This window comes from Pseudomonas endophytica (assembly GCF_001411475.1).
Classification (GTDB): Bacteria; Pseudomonadota; Gammaproteobacteria; order Pseudomonadales; family Pseudomonadaceae; genus Aquipseudomonas; species Aquipseudomonas endophytica.
In genome coordinates, this window is the sequence record NZ_LLWH01000090.1 from 12,670 (window position 1) to 28,195 (window position 15,526).

Consider the following 15,526-nt stretch of genomic DNA (forward strand, 5'->3'; position numbering starts at 1 on the left):
TGAAACGTGATTGGACGCTTGCGTGGCACATTGGCTGAAAAACAGCCGCCGCACCTAATTCTTGATGTAAACGGCTTGGGTTATGAGGTCGAAGTACCGATGACCACGCTTTATCGCTTGCCCTCGATTGGCGAGCCGTTGACCCTGCACACGCACTTGGTGGTTCGCGAAGACGCCCAATTGCTCTATGGTTTTAGTGGTAAGCGTGAACGTGACTTCTTTCGTGAGCTGATTCGGCTTAATGGTGTCGGCCCTAAGCTCGCGCTGGCATTGATGTCCAGTTTGGAGGTTGATGAGTTGGTGCGTTGCGTGCAGGCTCAGGACACTTCGGCTTTGACCAAGGTGCCCGGAGTTGGCAAAAAGACCGCAGAGCGATTGCTGGTCGAACTCAAGGACCGCTTCAAGGCGTGGGAGCAAGTACCCAGTATGTTTGCACTGGTGCCAAACCAACCGGATGCGCCTGTGCAAGTGGCCAGTGCAGAAGCTGATGCGGTCAGTGCTTTAATTTCTCTGGGTTATAAGCCTCAAGAGGCGAGCAAGGCGGTGTCGGCGATCAAAGACAAAACGTTGAGCAGCGAAGACATGATTCGCCGTGCCCTCAAGGGAATGATTTAAGTGATTGAAGCTGATCGTTTGATAACCGCCTCGAGTGGTCGAGACCGGGAAGAAGTGCAGGATCGTGCAATCCGCCCTTTGAGCCTGGCGGACTACATTGGTCAGCCGGCTGTGCGTGAGCAGATGGAGCTATTTATTCAGGCCGCCCGCGGGCGTGCAGAATCGCTGGATCACACGCTGATATTTGGCCCGCCTGGCTTGGGTAAAACTACCTTGGCCAACATTATTGCCCAAGAAATGGGTGTGTCGATCAAAAGCACCTCGGGCCCCGTGCTTGAGCGACCTGGTGATCTGGCTGCGTTGCTGACTAATCTTGAACCTCATGATGTGCTGTTTATAGATGAGATCCATCGACTGTCGCCTATTGTCGAAGAGGTCTTATACCCAGCGATGGAGGACTTTCAGCTCGACATCATGATTGGAGAAGGGCCTGCCGCTCGTTCTATCAAGCTCGACTTGCCACCTTTTACTTTGGTGGGAGCAACGACTCGTGCCGGGATGCTGACCAATCCATTGCGCGATCGTTTTGGGATTGTTCAGCGTCTAGAGTTTTATAGTACTGATGACTTGGCAACAATTGTCAGCCGCTCTGCAGGTATCTTTGGTCTGCCACTTGATCCGGAAGGAGCCTTTGAAATTGCGCGTCGAGCGCGGGGTACGCCACGTATAGCCAACCGGCTGCTACGTCGGGTGCGTGACTTCGCAGAAGTGCGGGCCAAGGGCCATATCACGCGCACAGTTGCGGATCTTGCGTTGAACCTGTTGGACGTGGATGAGCATGGTTTTGATCATCAGGATCGGCGTTTGTTGTTAACGATGATCGAAAAGTTCGATGGTGGGCCGGTGGGTATTGATAGCCTTGCGGCTGCCATCAGTGAAGAGCGCCATACCATTGAGGACGTACTGGAACCGTATTTGATTCAACAAGGCTTCATCATGCGTACGCCCCGTGGTCGAGTCGTGACGCGACATGCCTATTTACACTTTGGCCTGAACATACCATCCCGCTTGGGAGAGGCGCCCGCAGTGGATAGTTTTATGAGCGCTGTGGATGATTAATTAAACGGTCTGTGGCTGATTTTTTTGAGCTTTTTGCTGTCTGAAAGGCTGGCACGACAAATCTTGGATATTAAAGTCTAAGAAGCGTAAAAAAACAGTGGTTTAGCGGATTGGCAACCTGAGGAGTAAGCACTAGAGTATGCGCGCGCAAAACAGGCTTGAGCCGTTCGCACATCGCTGTCGCGTTTATTACGAAGACACCGACGCGGGTGGCGTCGTGTATTACGTAAATTATCTAAAGTTTATGGAGCGGGCTCGAACCGAAAGGCTGCGGGAACTGGGCTTTGCCCAATCCGAGCTGGCAGGTGAGAACCTGTTATTTGTCGTGCATTCCAGCGAGGCGCGTTACCACGCACCGGCGCGACTGGACGACGAACTGTTAATAAGCGCACAAGTAATAGAACTCAACCGTGCCAGCCTGCGTTTCAAACAGCAGGTTTGGCGGGCTGCGGATGCAACACTGCTCTGTGAGGGGCAGTTTTTGGTGGCCTGTGTGCGCGCCGATAGTTTTAAACCCCGGGCCATTCCCGAAGCTCTACGTACGGCCTTTGCCGACGTGAGCGGCGCGGGTAAACATTTAGAGCAGGAGATAAAGCGTGGAAGCTAACGTCGTCGACCATTCCTCCATGTGGAGCTTGGTCAGCAATGCCAGCATTGTTGTGCAGTTGGTAATGTTGACCCTACTGGCTGCATCGGTAACCTCATGGATTTTGATTTTTCAGCGCAGCACCATGCTGCGTGCAGGTCGACGTGCCCTAGATAGCTTTGAGGAGCGTTTCTGGTCGGGTATCGACTTGTCAAAACTCTACCGTCAGGCGGGCAGTAACCCGGATCCTGACTCTGGCGTTGAACAAATCTTCCGTGCAGGTTTCAAAGAGTTCTCTCGTCTGCGTCAACAACAAGGGGTAGACCCCGAAGCGGTCATGGAAGGCGTTGCGCGTGCCATGCGGGTCGCGATTTCGCGTGAAGAAGAAAAGCTTGAGCAAAGCCTGCCATTTCTGGCGACTGTCGGCTCGGTCAGCCCGTATATCGGTTTGTTTGGTACCGTATGGGGCATCATGAATTCTTTCCGTGGTCTGGCAACGGCTCAGCAAGCCACTCTGGCAACTGTTGCCCCAGGTATTGCTGAAGCACTGATTGCGACAGCAATTGGTCTGTTTGCTGCTATTCCAGCGGTTATTGCTTACAACCGTTTTGCTGCGCGTAGCGAGACGCTGATCAGCCGCTACTACACCTTCGCCGATGAATTCCAGGCGATCCTGCACCGTAAAGTGCACACCAGCGAAGACTAATCAGGTAATTTCCAATGGCTTTAATCGCCCGAGCTCGCAAGAAGCGCAAGCCGGTTGCCGAAATGAACGTAGTGCCTTACATCGACGTGATGTTGGTGCTGCTGGTCATTTTTATGGTGACTGCACCGATGCTCAATCAGGGTGTGAAAGTTGATTTGCCTAAAGTCTCCAGCGAGGCTTTACCGCAAGACAACAACACTCAGGTTTTGACAATTTCGATCAAGGCTGACAAGACCTATTACTGGAACCTTGGCAGTGAAGTCGACACCGATAAACAAATGGACAAGGCGATGACCTTGCCTCAGATGACTGATGCCGTGACTAAAATCATTCGCGCGGGCAATGAGGGCGGCAAACAGACTCAAGTGTTCATTCGCGGTGATAAAACTGTGGATTACGGCGCTGTTATGGGTGCTATGGGTGGCCTGCAAAAAGCCGGGGTCGGTAACGTTGGCTTGATTACTGAGGCTCCCTGATGCGCGAACAGCGGGAGCCGTCCGCCTCTGAGAATTATTTTTGGCCTGCCGTTTGGGCGGTAGGGCTGCACGTCCTGATTTTCGCAATGCTATTCGTCAGCTTTGCCATGACGCCCGATCTGCCGCCCGCAAAACCAATTGTCCAAGCTACTTTGTATCAACTGAAGTCAAAAAGTCAGGCAACGACTCAAACCAATCAGAAGATTGCGGGTGAGGCGAAGAAGACGGCTGCACGTCAGACCGAAGTCGAACAAATGGAGCAAAAGAAGGTTGAGCAGGAAGCAGTAAAAGCTGCGGAGCAAAAGAAACAAGAGATTGCCGAAAAGGCCGCTGAAGCTAAGAAGGCTGACGAAGCCAAAGCAAGCGAGGCTAAGAAGGCGGATGAGGCAAAAAAAGCCGATGAAGCCAAGAAAGCGGATGATGCCAAAAAGGCCGCGGATGCTAAAAAGGCCGAAGAGAAAAAGCTGGCTGATATAGCTAAAAAGAAAGCCGAGGACGAGGCCAAGAAAGCCGCTCAGGAAGAGGCGAAGAAGCAAGCCGCCGAAGACGCCAAGAAGAAAGCAGCCGAGGATGCGAAAAAGAAAGCCGCTGAAGATGCCAAGAAGAAAGCTTTAGCAGACGAAGCGAAGAAAAAAGCCGCCGAAGATGCTAAGAAAAAAGCCGCTGCCGATGCTGCCAAGAAAAAGGCAGTAGAAGCTGCGCGTAAATCTGCTGAAGAGAAAAAGGCCCAGGCCTTGGCGGATCTGCTTTCTGATACACCGCAGCGGCAACAAGCATTGGCTGACGAGCAAGGTGATGAGGTCGCTGGTAATTTCGATGACCTGATTCGTTCTCGAGCTGCTGAGGGATGGGCTCGTCCACCTTCAGCTCGAAAAAACATGACGGTAGTACTGCAAATTGGCATGTTGCCAGATGGCACGGTAACGTCAGTGACAGTTGCCAAGTCCAGCGGTGATGGTCCATTCGACAGTTCAGCTGTTGCGGCGGTCAAAAACATTGGCCGTTTAACGGAAATGCAAGGCTTGAAGCCTAGCGATTTTAATCCTTACCGCTCATTCAAGATGACATTCACACCTGAGGATCTAGCCTTGTGATTAAATTTTTTCGAGGACTGCTGGTCATCGTCTGCTGCGTGGCAGGGATGGCGGTAGCAGATGAAAAGAACATCCTGGTCACCAGCGGTAGCGACCGGGCGACGCCTATTGCAGTTGTGCCTTTCGGCTGGCAGGGCGGTAACGTCCTGCCTGACGACATAGCTGAAATCGTTGGTAACGACCTACGTAATTCCGGTTATTACGCGCCTATTCCAAAGCAGAACATGATCAGCCAGCCAACTCAGGCCAGCGAAGTTATTTTCCGTGATTGGAAAGCGCTGGGTGCCCAGTACGTAATGGTGGGTAATATCGTGCCAGCGGGTGGACGCTTGCAGGTGCAATATGCCTTGTTCAACGTGTCTACCGAGCAACCGGTGTTGACCGGTAGCGTCTCGGGCACTACTGAGCAATTACGAGACATGGCGCATTATATTTCTGACCAGTCATTTGAAAAACTGACCGGCATCAGAGGTGCATTTTCAACCCGCCTGCTTTACGTGACGGCTGAACGCGCCAGTGTAAATAACACCCGCTACACCCTGCAGCGCTCCGATTATGACGGTGCGCGTGCGGTGACCTTGTTGCAATCGCGCGAGCCGATCCTGTCGCCGCGCTTCGCGCCGGATGGCAAACGTATCGCTTATGTGTCGTTCGAACAGAAGCGTCCGCGTATCTTTGTTCAGAATATTGATACCGGCCATCGTGAGCAGGTCACTAACTTTGAAGGCCTGAACGGTGCTCCAGCGTGGTCGCCCGATGGTTCCAAGTTGGCGTTTGTACTATCTAAAGATGGCAACCCAGATATCTACGTGATGAATATGGCTTCGCGCCAGCTTACCCGCGTCACTAACGGTCCGGGCATCAACACCGAACCGTTCTGGGGTAAGGATGGTTCGACCATCTACTTCACATCTGATCGTGGCGGTAAACCACAAGTCTACAAAACCAGTCTGGGAGGCGGTTCGGCGCAGCGTGTGACCTTTATTGGTAACTACAACGCCAATCCGAAGCTTTCAGCTGATGAAAAGACGCTGGTAATGATCCACCGCCAAGATGGATTCACTAATTTCCGGGTTGCGGCGCAAGATTTGGAGCGAGGAAGTGTAAAAATCCTCACAGATACTAACCTTGATGAGTCAGCTACTGTTGCACCCAACGGCACCATGGTAATCTACGCCACCCGCCAGCAGGGCCGGGGAGTCTTGATGCTCGTGTCTATTAACGGACGCGTAAGGCTCCCTCTACCTACCGCTCAAGGCGAAGTCAGAGAACCTTCCTGGTCCCCTTACCTGAACTGACGTGGTGATAGATACAAGTTGCACATAACACTTGGGGTTCATTAGGAGTTTTACGATGGAAATGCTGAAGTTTGGTAAATTCGCTGCGCTGGCACTGGCCATGGCTGTAGCTGTAGGTTGCTCGTCCAAAGGCGGCGACAATGCCGGTGAAGGCGCTGCTGTTGATCCAAACGCTGGTTACGGCGCAAACACAGGCGCTGTTGATGGCTCCTTGAGCGAAGAAGCTGCTCTGCGTGCTATCACTGTTTTCTACTTCGAATATGATTCTTCGGATCTGAAACCAGAAGCAATGCGCGCTCTGGACGTTCACGCTAAAGACCTGAAAGCGAACGGCGCTCGCGTTGTTCTGGAAGGTAACACTGACGCCCGTGGTACTCGTGAGTACAACATGGCACTGGGCGAGCGTCGTGCGAAAGCCGTTCAACGCTACCTGGTACTGCAAGGTGTTTCTCCAGCACAACTGGAGCTGGTGTCCTACGGTAAAGAGCGTCCAGTTGCTACTGGCAACGACGAGCAGTCGTGGGCTCAGAACCGTCGCGTCGAACTGCGTAAGTAATTCGTTATGCGAACGTGCCGCCGTGCTGTAACTATTCTGACTCTCAGCCTCATGCCGCTAGCGGTATGGGCTGCGGTTCCTGTGGTCGATGACAACTCTGGCTCTAACAATAGCGGGGGGAGATATCCATCACCGGGTTATGGTGCGAGCGGCGCCTATGCCGGGGGAGGGGTCTCGACCCCTGTCTCGGCACAGGGTGTGCTGTTCAACCAGTTACAACAAATGCAGGACCAGATTTCGCGTCAACAAGGCGTGATCGAAGTTTTGCAAAATGATATTTCGCGCATGAAGCAAGAAAACCTGGAGCGATACCAGGAACTTGATCGGCGTATTGGTACTGGCGCTGCTCCTGCTGCTGCCACGCCTGATAATTCTGCTGCTGGTGGTGCTTCTGCCGCTGGCAATACCGCAGCGCCTGCATCTCAGGCAGCTGCAAGTTCGGAACCTGCTGATCCGGCCAAAGAGAAGCTCTATTACGATGCTGCTTTTGACCTGATCAAGGCAAAGGATTTCGATAAGGCCAGTCAGGCGTTTGCTGCCTTTCTGCGCAAATACCCCAACAGTCAGTATGCTGGGAACGCCCAGTATTGGTTGGGTGAAGTGAGTTTGGCCAAAGGCGATCTTCAAGCTGCTGGCCAAGCGTTCGCCAAAGTGAGTCAGTTATACCCTAAGCACGCTAAAGTGCCCGACTCACTCTACAAATTGGCTGACGTTGAGCGCCGCCTAGGCAATACCGACAAAGTAAAAGGGATCTTGCAGCAAGTTGTTGCGCAGTATCCTGGTACGTCGGCAGCACAGTTGGCTCAGCGCGATTTGCAACGCATGTAAGCCTTTGACGTTTTCATCGAGAAACCCGCGCTTATCGCGGGTTTTTTCGTTAGAATCCACGCCCTTTTATGAAATACGCTCTTCTGAGTCCTGCTTATGCTGATTCTTTAGAGTGCCTGACGGAGGCGGACAGCCTGTTTAGCTGTTACGCCCGTGGCGGATATGCAAGACACATTAAGAATTACCGAAGTTTTTTACTCCTTGCAGGGTGAAACGCGAACGGCTGGCTTGCCCACCGTTTTTGTTCGTCTGACTGGATGCCCTTTACGCTGCCAGTATTGCGACAGCGCCTACGCCTTCAGTGGTGGGGCGGTACGCGCCCTCGACAGCATTCTCCAGGAAGTAGCTGATTTTCGTCCACGTTACGTATGCGTGACTGGCGGCGAACCGCTGGCACAGCCCAATGCTATTCCCTTGCTCAAGCAGCTTTGTGATGCCGGTTATGAAGTGTCGATCGAGACAAGCGGGGCACTGGATATTTCTGCCGTCGATCCACGTGTTAGCCGCGTACTTGATCTTAAGACTCCCGGTTCCAAAGAGTCTCATCGTAACCTCTACGAAAACATTGCATTACTGACCCCCCATGATCAGATAAAATTTGTCATTTGCTCGCGGGAGGACTACGACTGGGCAGTTTCTAAGTTGATTGAATACGGCTTGGAGCGACGCGCGGGTGAGGTGTTGTTTTCGCCAAGCCATCACGACCTTAAGGCCCGTGATTTAGCTGACTGGATTGTCGCGGATAACTTGCCAGTACGTTTGCAAATGCAATTGCACAAATATCTATGGAATGACGAACCGGGGCGTTGAAATGACTGTACAAACGACTGCCGCTGAAAAAAGAGCCGTGATTTTGCTATCTGGTGGACTCGACTCCGCTACGGTTGTGGCCATGGCGCGCGCTGAGGGTTACAGCTGCTACGCAATGAGTTTTGATTATGGTCAGCGCCATCGTGCCGAACTTGACGCCGCAGCGCGAGTAGCGCGTGACTTGGGCGTAATTGAACATAAAGTTATTGGCTTGAATCTAAATGGCATCGGCGGCTCGGCTCTGACCGACATCGCCATTGATGTACCTGAAGCGCCAAGCGAAGGCATTCCAGTGACCTACGTGCCAGCACGTAACACTGTGTTCCTATCCTTGGCATTGGGTTGGGCAGAAGTACTGCAAGCGCGCGACATCTTCATTGGCGTCAATGCCGTGGATTATTCGGGCTACCCGGATTGCCGTCCCGAATTCGTAGAAGCCTTCGAAGTGATGGCAAATCTGGCAACCAAAGCTGGTGTCGAGGGGCAGGGATTGCGTATCAAGGCGCCTTTGCAAAACATGAGCAAGGCACAAATTGTTCAAGCAGGAGCCAAACTCGGTGTGGACTACTCGCTGACCGTATCATGCTACCAAGCTGATGCTCAGGGTTATGCATGTGGCAAATGTGACAGCTGCCGACTACGTGCCGAAGGCTTTAAAGCCGCTGGAGTTGACGACCCTACGCGCTATTTTTAAATTATTTCAGATTTATTTTTAACAAGGTGTTGAATTCTCGTTAAAAATCAGTATTATACGCACCACAACGAAGCGGGTCGTTAGCTCAGTTGGTAGAGCAGTTGGCTTTTAACCAATTGGTCGTAGGTTCGAATCCCACACGACCCACCATATGCAACATCAAAACAGCCGGTCAGTACCTCAGGGTCTACCGGCTTTTTTGTGCCTGCGATTTGGTGAGAGGCGCCCAAACATCAGTAAAACCTAATCCTATCTACGTAGACATGCAGCCGTCTATGGCGAACAGTAGTTTCGCGCCGGGGTGATGTCAATCTGCAGTAGCCCACTGGCGGTACCATTTGATCAAAATACGAAGTGTCTGTCGGAAGACGTTCCTTGCTAAGTAGGAATGTTCGTATATCAATAGCGTTGCTGTCAGTTGAGCGTATCTGAAGCAGGCTCTGCTTCGATCAGCCACTGGCATGAACCCATGAACCCATGAACCCATGAACCTTGTACGCGTTAGCCCCCAATCATAATTTTTTATACAGCCACGCGTGATCATGAGGGTGAAGAGGGTTGAGGGTTCTGAACCATCATCTCAACCCACGGATTAGCCCCGGTATTCGAATACGCCGACACCACCGCATCCGGCACGTAATGCCGCACCTTTGTCGACGTCCTCATCTTGCAGCCCAGCGCCGTGCACAGCAGCCAATAGCAAATACCGACCACCTTGTAATCAAGGCATTGAGGCGATAGAGGTGAGGCAATGATCGTTGCTGAAGTGAACGATGCAGAAGCGCTGAAAGGCAGGCTGCAGATGAGAGCCAACGACAGAGGTCGGAGCAGGCGGCGGTTCATTGCGGTTGGCTCTTGGCGTCGTTGATGAGCACCAAGGCTTTGGCCATGTCTGGCTCACCGTAAACGACGTAGCGGCGATCAACAACGACGGCGGGGATCTTGGTGATACCGAGGCTCCAGGCTCCAGGCATCGGTAAGGTCTTGCTGGGCTTTGGCGAGATCGGTTTGTAAGCGTTTGCCGGAAGGGGTGTTGAGGCGGTTTTGGATGATCGCGGCGGCTTGGTGTGGGTCTGTGGGCAGGGCGCGGGACAGTTCGGCTTCTAGGTGTTGTTGCTGGTCTAAAAGAATGATTCGGGCTGGGCCGGCGGAGGTTATTGGGTGTGATTGATCAGTGATTATCCAGGTTTGGGCTTGGGTAAATGTGGTTATGGATAGAAAGGCGAGCGACAGCACCACATTAAGCGGTATGCGGGTGAGGGCTTGGCGGGTGGGCATGGTGCTGTACCTGAGATGGGCTCAGGTGCATGGGACTAGAAACAGTGAGTGGATGCAGTAGGAAAACAGTTTCTGGCTGAGGCGAGTTTTTTTGTTGTGAAGGGGGGCCTGGTTTTTATGTGAACTGTAGGCAATTTTTGGTTGGGAACAGCTCTTGCGTGTTAAGGGCTCCTTACGATAGCTGAGCAGTGATTCCAATAATAGGTGCAGGTCTAAGCTACAGGCAGAAAACGGTCCAGAGTGTGTAAAAACACTTTCGTAGCCTGGGTTCCTCAGCCCAGTGCTCCTGGGCTAGGCGGTTTCTCGAGCATTTGCCACGATCAGCGTCGGTAACGCGCCAGAGCGTCTATGAAGCGCTTGGGCACCTCTTAGAGCAGCAAAAGCTGGGCTTTTTACGCCGTCATCGCCTTCAACAAACCTTCGGTGCCGATGATTTTCATCACCCGTTTCAAGTTGTAGGCGAGCACATTCAAGCTCATCTCCGCACTCACCCCGTTAAGTTTTCGAGTCAGGAAGTGCGTTGCCCCCATCCATTGCTTGAGCGTCCCGAAGGGATGCTCAACAGTCCTTTTTCGAACCTTCATCATCTCTGGCGCGCAGTTCAACCGGCCCTGCATTTCCTCCAGCACAGCTTCATGTTCCCAGCGCCTTACTCGACGATTTGTGCTTGGAGTGCACTGGGTTTTCAGCGTGCAACTCTGGCATTTTGAACTCCAATAGCAGTGCATATTCATACCTTTCTCAACGCTGGAGAAACGCCAGATCAACGCCTCTCCAGCCGGGCAGGTGTATTCGTTTTTCGTTGCGTCATAAACGAAGGCATCTTTGTTGAATCGACCTTCAGCCTTGGCGCTTGAGGTCATCGGCTTTGGCACGTAGGCGGTGATGTTTGTGTTGTGACAGGCCAGGATTTCTTCACCCTTGAAGTAGCCTCGGTCCGCGACTACCGACAACGTTTCTGCGCCGATGGCTTCACGAGCCTGCTTCGCCATTGAACTGAGTTGGTCACGGTCGGAACCGCTGTTGGTGACCTCGTGGGCAACGATCAAATGGTGCTGCGTATCGACCGCCGTCTGCACGTTGTAGCCGACGATACCGCTGCCGCGCGTCATCATTGAGCGGGCATCCGGGTCGGTCAGTGAAACCTGTTTGTCTAGCGATTCGTTCAGCTGAGATTCAATCCCCTGAAGCTCTTTCATCTGCGCTTTGAGCTTGGCGATTTTATCTTCCAGGCTCGCAGTGTCTGGCGCGGAGGCGCTAGGTATTTGCCGATCAGCCGCATCTAGCGCGGCCAAATAGCGGTTGATGCTCGTCTCAATCTCTTCCATGCGCCGCTTCAGTTTGGCGCTAGTGAAATTGCGGTCGCGGTTATTCACCGCCTTGAATTTGCTGCCGTCGATAGCGACCAAATTTTCGCTAAACAACCCCAACTGCTGGCAGAGCAAAACGAACTGGCGGCAGACGCCGCGAATGGCTTTGCTGTTGTCTTTTCGGAAGTTGGCGATGGTTTTGAAGTCGGGCATTAAGCGCCCTGTTAACCACATGAGTTCGACGTTGCGCTGGGCCTCTCGCTCAAGACGTCGGCTCGACTGGATGCGGTTTAGGTAGCCGTAGATATAGATCTTCAGCAGGATCGCAGGGTGGTAGGCGGGTCTGCCGGTTTCGGCTGGAACGACGCCATCAAAACATAGCGTGGCCAAGTCGAGTTCATCGACGAAGACATCGACCACACGCACCGGATTGGTATCACTAACGTAGTCGTCGAGGCTTTCGGGAAGTAAGGTGCTTTGACCTCGGTGTTCACCCTGGATAAATCGTTTCATGGGTTTCCCTTGCGATGAGATTCTCAGAAATCATAGCAAGGGTTTGTTCGGGCGTTTTTACACACTCTGGGCCCAAAGCGGACGCTCGCCAAGCACTGAGCAGGCCTGGGGACCCGAAGAGATTCAACGTCGATAGCGAAGGTAGATGTTCATCATGCTGGTGCCTACTTCCCCTATTCGAGAGAACGGAATCTCCAGGCCCTCTGAACCAACGACCTTTTATATCCTCGACAGTGATGTGCTCAATCCAGCCAGACATATAAGAAGGGCCAATGTAATCAAGATTCCAAGAATCATCCTTGGGGTCGTTTGCACCAGACAGTGGGTCGTTTTTACAGGCTGTCAGTGCAAATAAAATCAGCAGCCAAGCCATGCATTGAGCGAGTAGTACTCCACGCTGACCGTTACCAACTGCCATAGGGGATGCCCCAGCGTTCGACGTAACGTTTGGAGTTTTTATCGATTTTTTCAGCGTAACGCCCTTGATTGCTCCCTTGATAAGGACCTAGCGGTTCAATTTGGGCTTGGCCGTGGCCCACTAAAACATTGTTCGAGCAGTTGTCCTGTACCCATACCCGAATCACTCCTCCAGGAGCCAAACCTAAAGTGAGTGATTGAGAAAAACTGGCCTGTTGCTCAGGCCAGTCTGGACATCGCCGGGCCGTGGATCCGCGCATGATACTGCGAGCGTCCTCGGAGATATTGACCCAGCCGGTGTAGGTTATTTGTTCAATGATGGACTGCCAACGCACGTAAATACTGTTAGGCAGATCAGCTCCGCTCATAGAGTAGTAGCTGCCTATTCTAGGGCGCCAACCTCTTGCGTATTCCTTATCCAGTTCCAGGTTTTTGGAGCCTAGCCCCCCACCTCTCGGCCCTCCGATTAGTCGTCCTTTTATGTCTTTCACGACAATTTGTTCTATCCAGCCTTGCATGAAAGACGGACTCACGAAATCAATGCTCCAAGTATCGCTTTTGGGGTCGTTTGCACCTGACAGTGGGTCGTTTTTACAGGCTGAGAGCATCAAAATGCTCAGCAGCATAAAAGCTGTTTTGAGCTGTTTCATAACACAGCCTCTGTCCGCACATGGGGGTGGCGCACGCGTATTCCGTCCTTCATGGGGGAATTGATGTAAAGCAAGGTGATGGCCCTGCCTCTTTCTCTAGCCGTGGGGTGGTTCCAATGGGCCGAGGTGTGGATATATCGGTGGCGCAGCAGAGTCTCTTCTGCTGGGGTGAGTGTGTAATCGCCTGCAACCAACCTGTTGCACAGCGCTTCAAGTTCCGCAGGTATCTGAAACTCTGGTTTATCTTCAATGTCTTTAAGGGGCACGTTTTTGGCTTTGGCCAAAGCATGCATTACCCGACAATAAACCCTTGATAATTCACCTCGCACTTCCCTTCTGATTTGCAGGCCTGCAAAGACACGCTTTCTTGCTGGGGCCATACGGTCCTCACTGTCTGGTGGGAGCCGTTCTGCTTCGGGGGTGACAATATGCAGTGTGTCAGCAGGCCAGCCCTCTGCGATCCAGCGTGCTTTGGCTTCAACGGCATCACGATAAATCGATGTTTCAGTGACGTCGTGCTCGAGCGCCACCTCCAGCGACTGCAGCGGCGTCACCATTAGTTCTTCTTGCATCAGTGTTCGATACCCTCCGCCAAGATCCGAGTGTACGCCCGGCAGGGTAATTTCTGGATGATCGGGGCTGATCTGGCTTAAGGCGAAGTTGAAGCGTTTTTCATCACGGGCGACCAATTGCACCACGTTGCCTATTACATTTGGATTTAAGTAAAGCTGCAGGCGGGGGATATGTTTGCTGCTTAAATTACCAAGATTGTTCCAGCCAACGATTGATGCGACGGTATCAAACAGGCCGACAAATCCAAGTTGCACATCCACATAAGGTGCAAAATCAGGCCTGAATTTAAGTGCGGAGCGGTCTATCAGTTCACGCCAGTAACCTCGAGAGCCGCTGCTCACATGATTGGAAAAGTGGCGTGCGGCGGCTGCACCCCGGCTAAAGCCAAACACATCTAATGTTACCGAGCTGATTTCTGCGTCTGAATATAATCGGCTGATACCTTGCATCCATTTGAGGAGTTCTTGAAACATTTTACCTACCCGCTCCTCGACTCCTGTCTCGCCGCGGCCTGTGCCAGAGCCGACCCAGCTGTCTTTCTCGCCGCGTACAGTGCCAATGCCATCCATATAAAATCTGCGCTGAAGGCTTCTTTTCTTACCACTCCCCATTAAGTCAGTATCTGACGTATATAAATCTGCCAACTTGGCCACATTACTTAGATCATTCCCATAACTGCTGTCAGGATCGGCCATGTAGGGCTTACAGCTACCGTCCAGATCTTCAGCCCGAACCGGATGATGGGCGCCGCAGCGTATACCGTCGAAGACGTTGCTGGCGTTGTTGCCGGTGCCGTCGAAGAACACACCGATGCGCAGGCTCAGACCGAATTTTTTGGCGTGCTCTTCCTGTTGTTGCTGCTCTTAGTACTCGAAACCTTTTTGGTAGCGGGCTCCATCGGCTTGCGCAATATGATCGTAGCTGCGGTGTTCAGCCTCTTGATCGGCCAGTTCTTTGGCGGTCATGTCGTCGAGATATTTATGACCTCCCTCACCCCCCCACATGGCGCCAGATTTTATTGGGTACGTCTTCGTTTGCCATGTGAGTACTTTCGCTTTTGAAAAGCGTGAACTTTATGTGGCTGAGGCGAACATGGATGTAGGAGGGGTCAGGTAGATACCGAAAGAAAAAAACGTTATTTGCGTAGGTGCTGAAGGGTGCGGTCTTTTGAGAAACGGGTGTGTCATTGATGCCTGTTTACCGGAGATATCCGCTTGTTCGGTTCGCAGCAGGAGAGGATGGTTAGTGCTGAACTGGATTGAGTTAAAGATACTTCTTAAAACTCGAGACAGTGACATAAACAGCCACCCCCAACATCACCGCACACGGCCCCAAAATCAGCAACGGGCTGACACTTACGGGCAGCGCAAGATAAACCGTCCACGGCACAACTGTCAGCGGAATAATCGTTGCCCGGGCCTTGTGGTACAGGTAACTCGACTCTCGGCCTGAGCCAAATTTGCGCAAATCCCGCCGCACCAACCCGTCAACTAATCCGGTAAACCCCGCCAGTACAAACAACGGAATGGTCAGTGTCAGGATGACTATCCTTACGCAGAAGGTCAGCACGGTGTAGAGCGCGGCTAAGCCGTAGTCTTGCAGTTTGATCGTAAGCGCTCCATGAACCCCACCTTCAAAGCGCTTAGCTGATCTCGGATGCTGTGCTCCCGATTCTCTCAGGAGCCAGCCCGCCATGATGCGACCCGATGCCAAAGTCGAAAAAGTCTATCTCTACCCCAAACCCGTGGACTTTCGAAAATCCATTGATGGCCTTGCTGCGTTGGTCGAGCTGGATATCAAAGTCGCGGTATTCGACCCTGTGCTTTTCGTCTTCCTCAACAAGCCACGCTACCGCGTGAAGACTTTGTATTGGGAACGCAACGGCTTCTGCCTTTGGCTCAAGCGCCTCGAATCCGAGCGATTCAAAACATCGCCCGATGCCACGGACGACGCGATTATCCTGACCGTCCAGGAACTCAACTGGTTACTGGACGGTTTCGACCTCTGGCGCAATCGTCCTCATCAGGTTTTGAGGCCTCGATACGTGGCCTGATTCGGTATAA

The 15,526-nt window shown here is 52.5% G+C and carries 16 protein-coding genes, 1 tRNA gene and 3 pseudogenes; 14 read left to right on the forward strand and 6 right to left on the reverse strand.

Annotated features, from left to right (window positions below):
• Nucleotides 1–6 precede the first annotated feature (6 nt).
• The 12 genes from ruvA to AQS70_RS07530 all read left to right on the forward strand — a co-directional run bounded on the left by ruvA (nucleotide 7) and on the right by AQS70_RS07530 (nucleotide 8,872).
• Complete coding sequence (ruvA, locus tag AQS70_RS07475; RefSeq protein WP_055102238.1) at nucleotides 7–615, forward strand: Holliday junction branch migration protein RuvA; 609 nt, start codon at nucleotides 7–9, stop codon at nucleotides 613–615.
• The gene (gene ruvB / locus AQS70_RS07480; RefSeq protein WP_055102239.1) at nucleotides 616–1,674 is read left to right on the forward strand and encodes a Holliday junction branch migration DNA helicase RuvB; all 1,059 of its coding nucleotides are present in this window, start codon (nucleotides 616–618) and stop codon (nucleotides 1,672–1,674) included.
• 139 nt (nucleotides 1,675–1,813) lie between these two features.
• Nucleotides 1,814–2,281: a tol-pal system-associated acyl-CoA thioesterase gene (gene ybgC / locus AQS70_RS07485; RefSeq protein WP_019410238.1), complete on the forward strand. Its 468-nt coding sequence runs from the start codon at nucleotides 1,814–1,816 to the stop codon at nucleotides 2,279–2,281.
• Nucleotides 2,271–2,966, forward strand: a complete 696-nt coding sequence (tolQ, locus tag AQS70_RS07490) for a protein TolQ (RefSeq protein ID WP_055102240.1) — start codon at nucleotides 2,271–2,273, stop codon at nucleotides 2,964–2,966. Before ybgC ends, tolQ begins: the two co-directional genes overlap by 11 nt.
• Before the next feature lie 23 nt (nucleotides 2,967–2,989).
• A complete protein-coding gene (tolR, locus tag AQS70_RS07495) occupies nucleotides 2,990–3,442 on the forward strand; it encodes a protein TolR (RefSeq protein ID WP_162207691.1) in 453 nt (150 codons plus the stop codon).
• A complete protein-coding gene (gene tolA / locus AQS70_RS07500) occupies nucleotides 3,442–4,536 on the forward strand; it encodes a cell envelope integrity protein TolA (RefSeq protein WP_055102241.1) in 1,095 nt (364 codons plus the stop codon). The genes tolR and tolA overlap by 1 nt, the downstream gene beginning before the upstream one ends.
• 47 nt (nucleotides 4,537–4,583) lie before the next feature.
• The gene (tolB, locus tag AQS70_RS07505; RefSeq protein WP_241492812.1) at nucleotides 4,584–5,834 is read left to right on the forward strand and encodes a Tol-Pal system beta propeller repeat protein TolB; all 1,251 of its coding nucleotides are present in this window, start codon (nucleotides 4,584–4,586) and stop codon (nucleotides 5,832–5,834) included.
• 55 nt (nucleotides 5,835–5,889) lie between these two features.
• Nucleotides 5,890–6,390 carry a peptidoglycan-associated lipoprotein Pal gene (gene pal / locus AQS70_RS07510; protein ID WP_055102243.1) on the forward strand — a complete coding sequence of 167 codons (501 nt, stop codon included), beginning with the start codon at nucleotides 5,890–5,892 and terminating at the stop codon, nucleotides 6,388–6,390.
• A gap of 6 nt (nucleotides 6,391–6,396) precedes the next feature.
• On the forward strand, nucleotides 6,397–7,218 hold the full coding sequence (gene ybgF, locus AQS70_RS07515) for a tol-pal system protein YbgF (RefSeq protein WP_055102244.1): 822 nt from the start codon (nucleotides 6,397–6,399) through the stop codon (nucleotides 7,216–7,218).
• Nucleotides 7,219–7,380: 162 nt separating this feature from the next.
• On the forward strand, nucleotides 7,381–8,028 hold the full coding sequence (gene queE / locus AQS70_RS07520; RefSeq protein ID WP_055102245.1) for a 7-carboxy-7-deazaguanine synthase QueE: 648 nt from the start codon (nucleotides 7,381–7,383) through the stop codon (nucleotides 8,026–8,028).
• Between the two features lies 1 nt (nucleotide 8,029).
• Nucleotides 8,030–8,722, forward strand: a complete 693-nt coding sequence (gene queC / locus AQS70_RS07525; RefSeq protein ID WP_055102246.1) for a 7-cyano-7-deazaguanine synthase QueC — start codon at nucleotides 8,030–8,032, stop codon at nucleotides 8,720–8,722.
• Nucleotides 8,723–8,796: 74 nt separating this feature from the next.
• Nucleotides 8,797–8,872, forward strand: a tRNA-Lys gene (locus AQS70_RS07530).
• A gap of 426 nt (nucleotides 8,873–9,298) precedes the next feature.
• Here AQS70_RS07530 and AQS70_RS23195 read toward each other — a convergent pair.
• From AQS70_RS23195 to AQS70_RS07550, 5 genes and pseudogenes are all read right to left on the reverse strand, one after another.
• A pseudogene (locus AQS70_RS23195) lies at nucleotides 9,299–9,565 on the reverse strand (TraU family protein); the annotation flags it as partial.
• Nucleotides 9,562–10,000 (reverse strand): annotated as a pseudogene (locus AQS70_RS07535) (TIGR03757 family integrating conjugative element protein). The pseudogenes AQS70_RS23195 and AQS70_RS07535, both read right to left, overlap by 4 nt.
• Nucleotides 10,001–10,392: 392 nt before the next feature.
• A complete protein-coding gene (locus tag AQS70_RS07540) occupies nucleotides 10,393–11,823 on the reverse strand; it encodes an IS1182 family transposase (protein ID WP_055102247.1) in 1,431 nt (476 codons plus the stop codon).
• Nucleotides 11,824–12,227: 404 nt separating this feature from the next.
• Nucleotides 12,228–12,890 (reverse strand): DUF2931 family protein, encoded by a 663-nt coding sequence (locus tag AQS70_RS07545; RefSeq protein ID WP_055102248.1) that lies wholly within the window; start codon nucleotides 12,888–12,890, stop codon nucleotides 12,228–12,230.
• Entirely contained in the window at nucleotides 12,887–14,158 is a 1,272-nt protein-coding gene (locus AQS70_RS07550; RefSeq protein WP_082428058.1) for a phospholipase effector Tle1 domain-containing protein, read from the reverse strand. Before AQS70_RS07550 ends, AQS70_RS07545 begins: the two co-directional genes overlap by 4 nt.
• A gap of 45 nt (nucleotides 14,159–14,203) precedes the next feature.
• Between AQS70_RS07550 and AQS70_RS07555 the strand changes: the two genes are divergently transcribed.
• Nucleotides 14,204–14,524, forward strand: a complete 321-nt coding sequence (locus AQS70_RS07555; protein ID WP_055102250.1) for a hypothetical protein — start codon at nucleotides 14,204–14,206, stop codon at nucleotides 14,522–14,524.
• Nucleotides 14,525–14,726: 202 nt separating this feature from the next.
• Here AQS70_RS07555 and AQS70_RS07560 read toward each other — a convergent pair.
• A pseudogene (locus tag AQS70_RS07560) lies at nucleotides 14,727–15,149 on the reverse strand (TIGR03747 family integrating conjugative element membrane protein); the annotation flags it as partial.
• A 7-nt stretch (nucleotides 15,150–15,156) separates the two neighbouring features.
• On the opposite strand from AQS70_RS07560, the gene tnpB reads away from it, so the two are divergent.
• Nucleotides 15,157–15,516 carry an IS66 family insertion sequence element accessory protein TnpB gene (tnpB, locus tag AQS70_RS07565; protein ID WP_055102251.1) on the forward strand — a complete coding sequence of 120 codons (360 nt, stop codon included), beginning with the start codon at nucleotides 15,157–15,159 and terminating at the stop codon, nucleotides 15,514–15,516.
• Nucleotides 15,517–15,526: the final 10 nt, after the last annotated feature.

Bases quoted from the DNA above. Each gene is read 5' to 3' on its own strand.
- ybgC (WP_019410238.1), top strand. From the start codon at position 1,814: ATGCGCGCGCAAAACAGGCTTGAGCCGTTCGCACATCGCTGTCGCGTT.
- tolA (WP_055102241.1), top strand. From the start codon at position 3,442: ATGCGCGAACAGCGGGAGCCGTCCGCCTCTGAGAATTATTTTTGGCCT.
- tolB (WP_241492812.1), top strand. From the start codon at position 4,584: ATGGCGGTAGCAGATGAAAAGAACATCCTGGTCACCAGCGGTAGCGAC.
- pal (WP_055102243.1), top strand. From the start codon at position 5,890: ATGGAAATGCTGAAGTTTGGTAAATTCGCTGCGCTGGCACTGGCCATG.
- ybgF (WP_055102244.1), top strand. From the start codon at position 6,397: ATGCGAACGTGCCGCCGTGCTGTAACTATTCTGACTCTCAGCCTCATG.
- queE (WP_055102245.1), top strand. From the start codon at position 7,381: ATGCAAGACACATTAAGAATTACCGAAGTTTTTTACTCCTTGCAGGGT.
- queC (WP_055102246.1), top strand. From the start codon at position 8,030: ATGACTGTACAAACGACTGCCGCTGAAAAAAGAGCCGTGATTTTGCTA.
- AQS70_RS07540 (WP_055102247.1), bottom strand. From the start codon at position 11,823: ATGAAACGATTTATCCAGGGTGAACACCGAGGTCAAAGCACCTTACTT.
- AQS70_RS07545 (WP_055102248.1), bottom strand. From the start codon at position 12,890: ATGAAACAGCTCAAAACAGCTTTTATGCTGCTGAGCATTTTGATGCTC.
- AQS70_RS07550 (WP_082428058.1), bottom strand. From the start codon at position 14,158: ATGGCCGATCCTGACAGCAGTTATGGGAATGATCTAAGTAATGTGGCC.
- AQS70_RS07555 (WP_055102250.1), top strand. From the start codon at position 14,204: ATGGGCGCCGCAGCGTATACCGTCGAAGACGTTGCTGGCGTTGTTGCC.
- tnpB (WP_055102251.1), top strand. From the start codon at position 15,157: ATGATGCGACCCGATGCCAAAGTCGAAAAAGTCTATCTCTACCCCAAA.